We start from the raw sequence: 12566 nt of genomic DNA, 5'->3' as shown, positions 1-12566 counted from the left end.
GACCCGTCACAGTTCGCGTTCCTCCAGAAAGCCCTGCTGTTCGTAGAAGGCGCGCAGGCAAGCCAGCGCCGGATGGGCGAGCGCCCGGCGCAGATAGTCGCGGATGCGCGGCAGGTGCTTCAGATAGCCGGGCTTGCCGTCGCGGCGATGCAGGCGCACGAAGATGCCGAGGATCTTCGAGTTCCGCTGCGCCGCCATCAGCGCATAAGCTTCCAGAAAGGCGGCTTCATCGAAAGGCCCGGAAGCGTGGCGTCTGGCAAGATAGGCGTCCACCGTCGCCTGCTCGACATCGCGCGGCACGGTTGCGCGCGCATCCATGGCGAGCGAGGCGAGGTCGTAGGCCGTCGGGCCGATCAGCGCATCCTGAAAATCGATGAGGCCCAGCCGGTCGTGCCCGCTGCGTTCCGCCCGCCAGATCAGGTTCGGCGAATGATAGTCGCGCTGCATGAGCGTGGTCTCGCTGCCTTCGATGCGGTCGAGCGCGGCGTTCCATTCCCGCCGGTAGCGGGCGCGCAGATTGTCGTCGGCCGGCTGGCCGGTCACGGCCGGCACATACCAGTCGACCAGCAGGTCGACCTCGATCAGCATGGCGTCGCGGTCGAAGGGCGGCACCTCGTGGATCACGCCGGGCGCGGCCTCGATCCGGTCCCGCCATTGCCTTCCATGCAGGTCGGCCAGCAGCTCGGCGGCTGCGACATAGCGTTCCCGTATGGGATTGCGCTCGGCGTCGAGCACGCCGGTGCTGCCCAGATGCTCGATGAGTAGGAAGCCCTTGTCGAGGTCCTGCGCGTAAATTTCCGGGGCGCAGATGCCGGCTTCGCGCAACGCCCGGTCGATGGCGACGAAGGCGGCAACCGTCTTCGAGGTGTGGGCGATCTCGGCATAGGGCCTGCCGTCGCGCACTGGCGGGCCCATCGCCAGCGGCGGCGAGTTCATCAGGATGCGTGCGGCCTCGCCTTCCAGCCAAACCGTCTCATAGGAGCGTGCCGAGGCGTCGCCGGTGAGGTGCCGGCGCTGCGCGTGGCCCCAACCGGCGGTTTCGAGAAAGACGCGCATGGCGCGTGACCGCCCGATCCGCGCCAGCGTCTCGTCGTTGCCGGAAATGCGCGCGCAGCGGCCTTCGCCCTCATGGACAAGCTCGACGGAAATGGCCGTGGCGGGCAGGCGGTCGCCGGCGCGTTCGGGCCATTCCACCAGCGCCGCGCCATCCGCAATCGCTTCGTCGAAGCCGAGTTCGTCCAGTTCGTCCTCGGAACCGAGGCGATAGAGGTCGAAATGATGGACGGGAAAGCGCGTGTCGTAGCTCTGCACCAGCGTGAAGGTGGGGCTCGGCACTTCCAGCGCGGCGTCATCGGCGAGGGCGCGGATTAGGGCGCGCGCCAGCGTCGATTTTCCCGCGCCGAGATCGCCTTGCAGGGCCAGCACGTCGCCCGGCCGCACGGCCATGGCGAGGTCTTCGCCCAGCCGCCGTGTCGCGGCCTCGTCGTCAAGCACCACCTCGATAGGGGAGGCTTCCATGCCGGGGGCTACTCCGCGGCGTCGCGCATGTCCGCCGGCATGTCGGGGAAGGTGCAGACCACAGTGGTTCCCTCGCCGGAGCCGGTTTCGATGCGCACATTGCCGCCATGCAGCTCGACGAAGCTCTTCACGATGGACAGTCCAAGGCCCGCGCCGCGCCGGCGACCGCCATTGACCCGAGATTCGAAGCGGTGGAACACGAGATCCAGCACGTCGGGCGGCATGCCCGGCCCATCGTCATGCACGGCGAATTCGACGCCATCAGCCAGTTGCCGGCAGGTCAGCCGCACCGCGCTGCCTTCCGGCGCATAGTTGGCGGCGTTGGTGAGCAGATTGTAGAGAATCTGGCGCACCCGCACCTCGTCGCCCCTGAAGCTCTTCGGCGCGGCCGCGGCGTCCACCTCCAGCCGGATCGAATGGTCCTGCAACCGCTCGGAAACCAGTTCGGCGGCGGCCGTAATGGCGTTCGCCACATCGACCTCCGTGATCTCGAGCTGCATGATGCCGGCATCGACGGTGGCGAGGTCGAGAATGTCGTTGACGATGGTGAGCAGCACCGACGACGACGAGCCGATATGCTCCACATATTCCCGCTGGCGCGGCGACAATGGCCCGGTGGCCGGCAGCGACAGCAATTCGGTGAAGCCGATGATGTTGGTGAGCGGCGAACGCAGCTCATAGGAGACGTGCTGCACGAAATCGTTCTTGATCTGGTCGGACTTCAGCAGGGCTTCGTTCTTTTCCTTCAGCGCCCGCTCAACATTGACGCTGTCGGTGACGTCCACGAAGGTGGTCATAACCTGCCCGTTGGGCAGATGGATGACGGCGTAGCGCAACACGCTGCCGGAATTCAGCTCCACCAGCCCGTGCCAGTTGCGGCGCTCCTCGTCGAAGCCGGTGATGGCCGCGACGAAGCCGTTCCATGGGCTGTCCTTGGCCCGGCTGTCGCAGATCGCCCGTATCGAGGCGACATGGATATTCGGCTGGACGGTGCTGCCGTCCAGTTCCCACAGCGCGGTAAAGGCCGGATTGGACAGGCGCAAGCGCCCATCGGGCCCGAACACGGCCACCCCCTCGGCCAGATTGTCGAGCGTTTCGCCCTGAACCCGCACCGCGGTCTGGTAGCGGCTTTCGAGATCGATCTTTTCTGTCAGGTTCTCGAACAGCCAGGTCACGCCGCCCTTGGGCTGCGGGTTGGCGACGACGCGGATCGTTTTGCCGTCGGGCAGATGCCACCAGTGCTCCTGCGTCTCCACCGCGCGATAGGCGCCAAGCAGGTTTTCCTTCCAGCGCCGCCATTCCGGCTGTTCGGCGATCTTGCCTTCGCTGCGCAGGCGGTCGAGCAGCAGGGCATTGTCGGGCGCGCTGTTGAGGAAGGGCAGGTCGAGCGCCCACAGCTTCTGGAACGCCTGGTTGAAGAAGCGCAGCTTCTCCTCAGTGTCGAAGATGGCGACCGCCGTGTTGAGGTGGTCGAGCGTGTCGGAATGGTTGCGCACGGTGCGCTCATATTCCTCGCGCATGGCCTCGATGTCGCTGACGTCGCAGGCGAGGCCTGCCGAGCCCTTGTCGCCACGATAGTCAGTGACGGCGAACTGGCGGCGGTCGCCGGAGATGACGGTGGAGAGCATCTGCGCGAACACCGGGCTGACGCGATGCTCTTCGCCAATCGCCGCGCGGGCGCGGTCTCCGAAGACCTCCTTGCCTTCCCGAACCGCGTCCCCGGCGCTTGCGGCCTCGACCGCTCCGGCATAGGCCCGGTTGGTCCACTTCAGCTTGCCGTGCTCGTCGCGCAGCCAAACCGGCATGTCGAGAGCGTCGAGCAATCCGCTAAACGTTTCGTGCTCGGCCGCCAGCCGATCGTTTTCCAGCCGGAGCCGGACATGGGCGCGCTGGCTTTCCGAAAGGGAAAGGAAGCGCACCAGCGTGTGGGTCGCCGCCTTGCGCCCCTGCACCTCCAGCGGCGCGCCGCCATGCGTCTCGACGGCTATGTCGAAGGCGAGGCCTTTCCCACGAAGCGCTGTGATGCCGCGCTCAAGCGCCGCGGCTGAGCGGGGAGCGAGCCAGCGACCGAAGGCGAGAAAGGCCGCGCGCTCTTCCGGAGCCCCGGCTTCCGGGGGCAGCGAGCCGATCAGTTCGGGTTTCTGGTTGTCGCCGGCCCACACGATGATGCGCTGGTCGCGCAGGTTGAGGATCGCCTCGGAGCGTTGCAGGGCTGCGTTGACGTCGGCGATGCGGGCCCGGAGCTGGGCGTTCTCGGCCGCCGTGCGCTGGCGTTCGCGGATAAGCACGATCGCGGAGATCAGCGCGGCGCCCATCACGCCGACCGACAGGGCAAGCTGGATGACATCCGAGGTGCCGATCGGCATGGCTGCGCGAGTGGCTGTCTGCGCCCCCGCATTCAGGACGGAGAAGGGAAGGATGAACGCGGATGAGCCGAGCAGCAGGCCAAGCCGCCTTCCCGCTTGCAGCCGCCGGCCGACAGAGGGGCAGCCTCCGTCCCTGGAATCACAATGGCCGCCGGCAACGGCCTCTCCCGCCCGAAGCGGGTTTTCCCCCGGCATGTCGTGGTCCTCTCCGCGCCCTCTGGAAGGACACCCAGCCGAAAAACCCGGCCTGTCGGCCACGAACCCATGTCCGGCTGAAGCGTCGCGAATCACCTCACAATACCGCCTCGCCGAATCTGCGTGAAGCAGGGTGTCTCGCAAAAATAGAGCCAGGCGAAAAGTCAATCGCCCGGCTCTATATGTGGTGGTATTTTCAGATATGGTTAATAGCGGTAGTGTTCCGGCTTGAACGGACCCTGCATGGTCACGCCGATATAGGCGGCCTGTTCTTCCGAAAGCGTGGTCAGCTTCGCGCCAAGCTTGTCGAGGTGCAGGCGCGCGACCTTTTCGTCGAGATGCTTGGGCAGCACATAAACCTCGTTCTTGTACTGGTCATTCTTGGTGAACAGTTCGATCTGGGCCAGCACCTGATTGGTGAAGGAGGCCGACATGACGAAGCTCGGATGGCCGGTGGCGTTGCCGAGATTGAGCAGGCGGCCTTCCGAAAGCAGGATCATGCGCTTGCCGTCGGGGAATGAGATCATGTCCACCTGCGGCTTCACATTGGTCCACTTCAGATTGCGCAGCGCGGCGACCTGTATCTCATTGTCGAAATGGCCGATATTGCCGACGATGACCATGTCCTTCATCGCGCGCATGTGCTCGAGGCGGATGACATCCTTGTTGCCGGTGGTGGTGATGACGATGTCGGCGGTGGGGGCCGCGTCTTCCAGCGTCACCACCTCATAGCCGTCCATCGCCGCCTGAAGGGCGCAGATCGGATCGACTTCCGTGACCTTGACGCGCGCGCCGGCGCCCGCCAGCGAGGCGGCCGAGCCCTTGCCCACGTCGCCATACCCGCACACCACGGCGACCTTGCCGGCCATCATCACGTCCGTGCCGCGGCGGATGCCGTCGACCAGCGATTCCTTGCAGCCATACTTATTGTCGAACTTGGACTTGGTGACCGAGTCGTTGACGTTGATGGCCGGGAAGGGCAGCAGGCCCTTTTTCTGGAGCTGGTAGAGACGGTTCACGCCGGTGGTGGTTTCTTCGGAAACGCCGCGGATCGCCTCGCGCTGCTTCGTGAAGAAGCCGGGGGTGGCCGCCATGCGCTTTTTGATCTGGGCGAAGAGGATTTCCTCTTCCTCGCTGCCGGGGTTGGTCAGCACGTCCTCACCGGCTTCGGCGCGCGCGCCAAGCAGGATGTACATGGTGGCGTCGCCGCCATCGTCGAGGATCATGTTGGAGGGCTCGCCATCCGCCCACTGGAAGATGCGGTCGGTATAGGTCCAGTAGTCTTCCAGCGTCTCGCCCTTGACGGCGAAGACCGGGATGCCGGCGTCGGCAATGGCGGCGGCGGCATGGTCCTGCGTGGAGAAAATGTTGCAGGAGGCCCAGCGCAGCTCCGCGCCGAGCGCCTTCAGGGTTTCGATCAGCACCGCCGTCTGGATGGTCATGTGCAGCGAGCCGGTGATGCGCGCGCCCTTCAGCGGCTGGCTCTTGCCGAACTCCTCGCGGCAGGCCATCAGGCCCGGCATTTCCGTTTCCGCGATCTCGATCTCCTTGCGACCCCAGTCGGCAAGCGAGATGTCGGCGATCACATAATCCTTGTTGGCTGTCATGATGGCGCTCCAATGGGAATCAGTCGGCAGGCGGCCACGCCGCGAACGCGGCAGGTGGCGAAAAGCTGCTCGCTGACTAGCAGATCGCAACGGTCACGACAACGCACATAAAGAAATCTTTATCTGTAGATACTTAGAGCGGACGTGGCGGGGAAGGGCCGATTTGCCGTCCGGGACTGGCGGTTTATTCCTGGAAGGCGGAAATTTGTTCCGCCTCCCCCTTCGCCAGCTGCTGGCGAAGGCGTCGCGAAGAGAAAGGCCGGGAAATCAGGCGGCCGCCGTCTGCCGGGCCGACATGTTCCCGGAGAGCATCTGGCGTGCCTCATCCATCGATCTGGAAAGGTCGGCGATCGCCTCGTCGAGCAGGGCGCGTTGCTTCTGCAGCCGGGCCATCTGCTTCTCGGACTTTTCCAGCGCCACCTTGAGCTGGCGGGCGTTGGAGCCGGACGGATCGTAGAGATCCATCATCTGCTTCACGTCCCGCAGCGAAAAGCCGACCTTGCGGCCGAGCAGGATGAGCTTGAGCCGCGCCTTGTCGCGATGGCTGTAAAGGCGGGTGGCGCCGTCGCGCTGCGGGTTGATCAGCCCCTTGTCTTCGTAGAAGCGCAGCGTGCGCAGAGTGACGCCGAAGTGCTTCGCCATTTCGCCGATGCGGGTCAGCTCTTCGCTCTCGTGGGGTTCGCCGGCCGCACTCGTCGCGGCTTCGGCTAGATCATTCGTCTTCATTCGGGAATCCCGGATTATATGCGTTTGCCTGAAGAGCAACCCCGTTGAACGCACGGAGCTCCTTCCATTACGTTTACGTAAGGTGTGATTAGCTGGAATTGCCTCCAGGTTCAAGTATTCACTGCGGCAAAACGGGCTTTTTCCGGCGGCGCGGTAAGACTTCTTAACCGCGGTTAACGCGTTGTTTACCACGTTGGGTGAATTGTGCGCTTGTCGGTTCTCCGTGCTGATCCAGTAGCGAAGTTTTCACGGTTTTCGGCAGGCGCCGGGTCCAAAACGCCCGAATTCGCTTTCCGTTCCGACCGATTTTGAAGGGGACGCCGGTCTGAGGACCGGACGCTTTAAGGGAAACGGGCGTCGCGATGAGCAACAGAAGGTCCTATCTCGACACAACGGCTGCGGGGCGGCAGCACAGGCACGCCTCGACCCTCGATCAGATCAACGAGTCGCTGGCGGCGCTTGAAGAGCGGTTGCAGCGCAGCCGCGCCGACGTTCAGCCGCGCGGCGACAACCTGCTGCGCAACCCCGCTTCCCAGGGTGGGCGCAGTTTCGCCAGCGAGCGGGGCGACGAACGAAACCCGCGGGAATGGTCTTCGCGCCAGCCGGCCGCAGCCCCGGCGCGCAACTATCAGGCGCTCATGCACGACATCGAACGCATACGCGGCCAGGAGGACGGGCTCGCCGCGGCCGGCCATATAGCGGGGGAGTTGCAGGGCCTGCGCGACGAATTGCGCCAGCAGATGACGGTTGGCCTGCACCGCGAGTTCGAAGCTCTGCGCCGTGAAATCGATCGCGCCTGCCGCTCGGGCGAAGGCGCTGGCGACAGCGCGCGTCTCGGCCGCGAACTGGAGCGTCTTTCCGGCGCGGTGCAGGAACTGGCGCACAGGAGCGACGATCGCGGCGTCAATCTCATGCGTCTGGAGCTTGAGCAACTCAGCGCGCAGATCGAGACCCTGGCCCGCGAGGACAGCGTGCGCGCGGTCGATCGCCGCTGGGAAGATTTCGACCGGCGCTGGACGGCTTTCGAGGATCGTTTCGGGGCCAGCGCGGATCGCAACAATGGCGATGAGGGGCTTGCTGCTCTCAACCAGCGGCTGGAGGAGATCGCGCGCGCGGTGGATACCTTGCCGCAGTCGCTTTCGTCGCGGTCGCTGGAAGAAAAACTGCGTACGCTGACGCTGGCGGTCGACCAGCTCGCGGCGCAGCGTCCGTCGGAGGCGAACACGCTGAACCTGATCGATGAGCGGCTTGACGAGATTTCGCGCGCCATCGTCGCATCCACCGTGGCGGCGCAGGCCAACAGTTTCGATCCTGCCGCTCTGGATCGGATCGAGAACCGGATCGCCGCGCTGGCGGGACAGATCGAGGAGGTGGCGCAGGACCGGCCGGATGCCGAAGTCATAGAGCGGCTGGCCTTGCTGTCGCGCCGGGTGGACGAGTTGACTGCCGAAAGCCGCGTGCCGGAAGAAGTGATCGGACGCCTCGCCGACCAGATCGCGGCAATTGCCGAGCGTGTCAGCCAGGCTCCGCAGATGCCCGACCTCGGCTATCTGCTGGAAGGGCTGGAGCAGCGCTTCGATCTGTTCGCCGTCTCTCTGGAACGCCGCCACAGCGACGCCGTCGAGCAGGGCAATGTCATCCTTCGCGATTTTGAGCGCCGGCTGGAGGAAATCGCCGAACGTCTGGACCGGCGCGACGCCGTTCCGGCTTTCGACGGCGCGGAAGTCATGGAGGCGATCGACGCCCGCTTCGATGCGCTTGCCCGCGAGCTGGATGGGCGCGAACCTGCCGGGCAGCAGGCCATCCATGGCCTGGAAATGCGCCTTGCCGACATTTCGCAGCGGCTCGACGGTTCCGTCGAGCGTTTTGGCGCTATCGATCCGGACCTGATCCGCAGCCTCGAGGCGCAGGTTGCCGGGCTGTCGGCCCACCTGTCGCAGCCCGGCAACCCGTTGCCGGAATTCGAGGACATCAGCCCGCGCCTGACCCAGATCGAGCAGTCGCTGGCCGGCACGCGTGAGACCATTCTGGAAGCCGCGCGCGAAGCGGCGGAGCGTGCCGTGCAGTCCATGGCGGCGGAAGGAACGGGCGGCGGAGTTGAACAGGCCGCGGTCGCCGGCCTCGCCCAGGACCTGAAGACGCTGGAGGCGCTGACCCGTCGCTCCGACGACCGCAACGCGCGAACCTTCGAAGCCATACATGACACGCTGCTGAAGATCGTCGACCGGCTGGGCTCGCTGGAAGGCTCGGGCGTGGTGCAGGCCGGGCCGCGACCATCGCCCAAGATTTCCGTGGGCCAGACGCCCAGCCTCGATATGGACATGCTGGCCGGTGAGGGCGAAACCCTGCTGGCCGACGCCATGGACGGCGAGGTGCAGTTGCGCACGCCGGCGCAGGCCGCCTCGGACGCGGCCAGGGCCGCGCTCGGTGAAGTCACGGGGCCGGAAGCTTCGCGCAAGACCTCGTTGCTCGGCAATCTCACCCGCGCCTTCCGCAAGGACGGCGCGCCGAAGCCGGAGGAAGCGGCTCCGGTCGCCGAAAACGCCGATGCCGGTCTGGACGCGCCGCTCGAGCCGTCTTTCCTCAACAAGCCGCTGGAACCCGGTTCCGGTGCGCCAGACCTCAATGCGATCATGAAGCGTGTGCGCGATGAGCGCGGGCAAACCGGTGGCGGTTCGGCGGCGGATGCCGCAAAGTCCGATTTCATCGCAGCGGCGCGCCGCGCCGCCCAGGCGGCGGCAGCCGAGGCTGAAACGCTGAAGCGTCAGTCCAGTCTTGGCGGCCCCGCCAGGAGCCTGCGCATCGGCGAATTATTCAAGGCCCGGCGCAAGCCGATCCTCATGGCCGTGGGCGCGGTGATCCTGGCTCTTGCCGGGTTGCAATTCGGCAAGACTTTCCTTGATGGGAATGAGCAGGTTTCGGGTGTCGCCCCGGTTCCGGCCACGATCGAGCGGAAGGTCGTGCAAGAACCCAAGGCTGCGGAGGAAAAATCCGTGCAGCAGGTGGAACCTGCGCGCATCGTTGAGCCTGTGCGCATGGGGGAAGATCGAGCGTCAGCGATGACGGAGCAGAACGAACAGGCTGAATCTGTGTCTGCGCTGCCTGCCGAAACCGCCCGGCAAGCCGCATCGGAAGAAGTTGCACCTGAGGCTGACGCCGCCCTTACCGACGCTGTCTCCACCGGCGCGGTGCCGCCCGTATCCCTGCCTGTATCTCCCGCGCTGATCGATGTGCCTGCCGATATAGGCACTCCGGCGCTGCGCGAAGCAGCCGCCGCCGGTGACGCCAAGGCGCTGTTCGAGATTGGCGCGCGCTATGCAGAGGCGCGTGGCGTCAAGGAAGATACCGCCGCTGCCGCGCAATGGTACGAGCGCGCGGCCGAACTCGGCCTCGCCCCGGCCCAGTACCGCATCGGCAATCTTTACGAAAAGGGCATCGGCGTCGCCCGCGACGCCGACAAGGCCCGGAAGTGGTATGAGATGGCGGCGAAGCAGGGCAACGCCAGCGCCATGCACAATCTGGCCGTGCTGCTGGCCATGGGAACCGACGGCGTCGCCGAAAACGAAGGCGCAGCGCGCTGGTTCAAGGCGGCCGCCGACCTCGGCGTCAAGGACAGCCAGTTCAATCTCGGCATTCTTGCCGCCAAGGGCGTCGGCATGCCGCAGAATCTCGAGGAGTCCTACAAGTGGTTCGCCCTCGTCGCCAAGACCGGTGACAAGGACGCCGCGTCCAAGCGCGACGAGATCGCCAAGGCGCTGCGCCCCGAGCAGCTCGAAAAGGCCCGCCAGACGGCGGAGCTGTGGGAGGCCAGGGAACTCGACCTCGACGCCAATGGAGTCACCCTTCCCGACGCCTGGGTTGACGAGCCCATCACCACCGCCTCCATCGACATGAAGAAGGCGGTGCAGAATATCCAGGCTATTCTCAACAAGAACGGCTATGCGGCCGGCGCGATCGATGGCGTGATGGGCGGGAAGACTAGGGAAGCCATCATCGCTTTCCAGGCCGACAACGGACTGCCGCCGTCCGGAGAGGTGGACGACAAGCTGGTCGAGGCTCTGCTGGCGCGCAACTAGCAGGCCGCATGCGAGGACGAAAATAGCGTCCTCGTCATGAACGGATCTCCGGAAAGACGGATGTCTGCGGCCCCGTCTATTCGTTCGCCGCGTCTTTCGGGCAGTCGCCATTCCGGCGACAAATTGGTCCGACCCCGCAAATATGCGTGCTTAGCGTCGCTATTGCGATGCCTTGCCATATATTTGCCTGTTAACTGATTGAGATATTTCTGGTTTCAAATCCGCGGCGGGCAAAATACCGCCCGCGGTTCCTGTGCAAGAAGAGGTTAGCTTTTCGGCGGTATGATGCGGTCCGGAAACGACGGTTGATTGGAACAGACGGGTGGGCATCTATCTCCCGATTGCGGAACTTTCGGTCAATGTCTTCGTACTGCTGACGATGGGCGCGGCGGTCGGCTTCCTGTCGGGCCTGTTCGGCGTCGGCGGCGGGTTCCTGATCACGCCGCTGCTTATCTTCTACAACATCCCCCCGGCCATCGCCGTCGCCACCGGCGCCAATCAGGTGATCGGTTCGTCCTTCTCAGGCGCAATGTCGCACATGAAGCGGGGCACGCTCGACTTCAAGCTGGGCTTCATGCTGCTGGCGGGGGGCATCGTCGGTTCGACGGCGGGCGTTTACGTGTTCTCGCTCCTGCGAAGTCTCGGTCAGCTCGACCTGTTCATTTCGCTGCTCTACGTAATTCTTCTGGGTTCGGTCGGTGGGCTCATGCTGGTGGAGAGCGTCAATTCGCTGCGTGCAGCCCGCGGCGGCGCGCCGACCGGCCTGAAGCGCCCCGGCCAGCACAACTGGATTCACCGTCTGCCGCTCAAGATGCGATTCCGAACCTCCAAATTGTTCGTCAGCGTTATCCCCGTGCTCGGCATCGGGGCCATCATCGGCTTCCTGTCGTCGATCATGGGTGTGGGCGGCGGCTTCATCATGGTGCCGGCGCTGATCTATCTGCTGCGCGTGCCGACGAATGTGGTCGTCGGCACCTCGCTGTTCCAGATCATCTTTACGTCCGCCTATACGACGCTTGTGCATGCCACGACGAATTTCACCGTCGATATCGTGTTGGCCATGCTGTTGATGGTGGGTGGCGTCGCCGGCGCTCAATATGGCGTCAAGGCGGGCCAGAAGCTGCGCGGCGAACAGTTGCGCGCGCTGCTGGCCCTGATGGTGTTGGCGGTGGCGTTGCGGCTGGCGGTGGACCTGTTCATCAAGCCGGACAATATCTACTCGCTCAGCATACCGGGGATGGGCTGATGGCGGCGCGCTCCCTGTTCCTTCGGTGTATGCTGGCGCTTGCGGCGATGATTGCCGGGCTGGTCGCCGCAGCCGCGCAGAACCCCAATCCGGAAGGCATACAGATCGGGCTGTCCACCGAGCATATCTCGATCACCGCCGGGTTTTCCGGCGCGGACCTCACCATTTTCGGCTCGCTGGAAAATGCCGATCCGGAAGTGGCCCGGCAGGGGCGCTATGATGTGATCGTGGTGCTTGAAGGCCCGTCCAGACGCATCGTCGTGCGACGCAAGTCCCGCGTGCTCGGCGTCTGGGTCAACCTCCAGTCAGAAGAATTCGAGAACGTGCCGGTTTCCTATTCAGTGGCCACGACGCGGCCATTCCAGGACATCACCGAGCCGATCAGCTATCGCCAGCTCTCGCTCGGCGCCAACAACATCTACCTGCAGCCTGCCGATCCCGAGGGCAGCCCTCCCACCATCGCCGAGTTCACCAGGGCATTGCGTGACAGGAAGGTGGCCGCCGGGCTTTATAGCGAGAATGTCGGCGGCGTGCGCTTCCTGTCGCAGAACCTGTTTCGGGCCACGGTGCGCCTTGCGCCCGACGCGCCGGTCGGCACCCACAAGGCGCGGGCCTTCCTGTTCAAGAACGGCCTTTTTGCGAAGGAAAGCTCGGCCCAGCTCGAGATCCGCAAGGCGGGCTTCGAGCAGGCGGTGTTCCGCCTCGCCCACAATCACGGCTTCTTCTATGGCGCGCTGTCGGTGGCTTTCGCCATGGCCGTGGGCTGGCTGGGCAGCATCGTGTTCCGCAGGGATTGAGCCATTCGCCGCCGGATGGGAACACCCGGCGTGCT

At 64.9% G+C, this 12566-nt stretch carries 7 protein-coding genes; 3 read left to right on the top strand and 4 right to left on the bottom strand.

Features of this window, described 5'->3' with window-relative positions; translation table 11 throughout:
- Positions 1-6 precede the first annotated feature (6 nt).
- The 4 genes from tsaE to ABID44_RS16105 form a co-directional block, all read right to left on the bottom strand.
- Complete coding sequence (tsaE, locus tag ABID44_RS16120; protein ID WP_354152729.1) at positions 7-1518, bottom strand: tRNA (adenosine(37)-N6)-threonylcarbamoyltransferase complex ATPase subunit type 1 TsaE; 1512 nt, start codon at positions 1516-1518, stop codon at positions 7-9.
- Positions 1519-1526: 8 nt separating this feature from the next.
- Complete coding sequence (locus tag ABID44_RS16115; RefSeq protein ID WP_354152728.1) at positions 1527-4079, bottom strand: sensor histidine kinase; 2553 nt, start codon at positions 4077-4079, stop codon at positions 1527-1529.
- Between the two features lie 206 nt (positions 4080-4285).
- A complete protein-coding gene (gene ahcY, locus ABID44_RS16110; protein WP_354152727.1) occupies positions 4286-5686 on the bottom strand; it encodes an adenosylhomocysteinase in 1401 nt (466 codons plus the stop codon).
- A 267-nt stretch (positions 5687-5953) separates the two neighbouring features.
- The gene (locus ABID44_RS16105) at positions 5954-6412 is read right to left on the bottom strand and encodes a MerR family transcriptional regulator (RefSeq protein ID WP_354152726.1); all 459 of its coding nucleotides are present in this window, start codon (positions 6410-6412) and stop codon (positions 5954-5956) included.
- 362 nt (positions 6413-6774) lie between these two features.
- Between ABID44_RS16105 and ABID44_RS16100 the strand changes: the two genes are divergently transcribed.
- The 3 genes from ABID44_RS16100 to ABID44_RS16090 all read left to right on the top strand — a co-directional run bounded on the left by ABID44_RS16100 (position 6775) and on the right by ABID44_RS16090 (position 12531).
- Entirely contained in the window at positions 6775-10488 is a 3714-nt protein-coding gene (locus tag ABID44_RS16100) for a peptidoglycan-binding protein (RefSeq protein WP_354152725.1), read from the top strand.
- 322 nt (positions 10489-10810) lie between these two features.
- Entirely contained in the window at positions 10811-11734 is a 924-nt protein-coding gene (locus ABID44_RS16095) for a sulfite exporter TauE/SafE family protein (protein WP_354152724.1), read from the top strand.
- Positions 11735-11763: 29 nt separating this feature from the next.
- Positions 11764-12531, top strand: coding sequence for a TIGR02186 family protein (locus tag ABID44_RS16090; protein ID WP_378226613.1), 768 nt, complete (start codon positions 11764-11766; stop codon positions 12529-12531).
- Positions 12532-12566 lie beyond the last annotated feature (35 nt).

Source organism: Aquamicrobium ahrensii, assembly GCF_040545755.1.
GTDB classification, from domain to species: domain Bacteria; phylum Pseudomonadota; class Alphaproteobacteria; order Rhizobiales; family Rhizobiaceae; genus Mesorhizobium; species Mesorhizobium ahrensii.
Note: the sequence above shows the minus strand (reverse complement) of the source record. Positions and strands in the feature narration are given on the sequence as shown.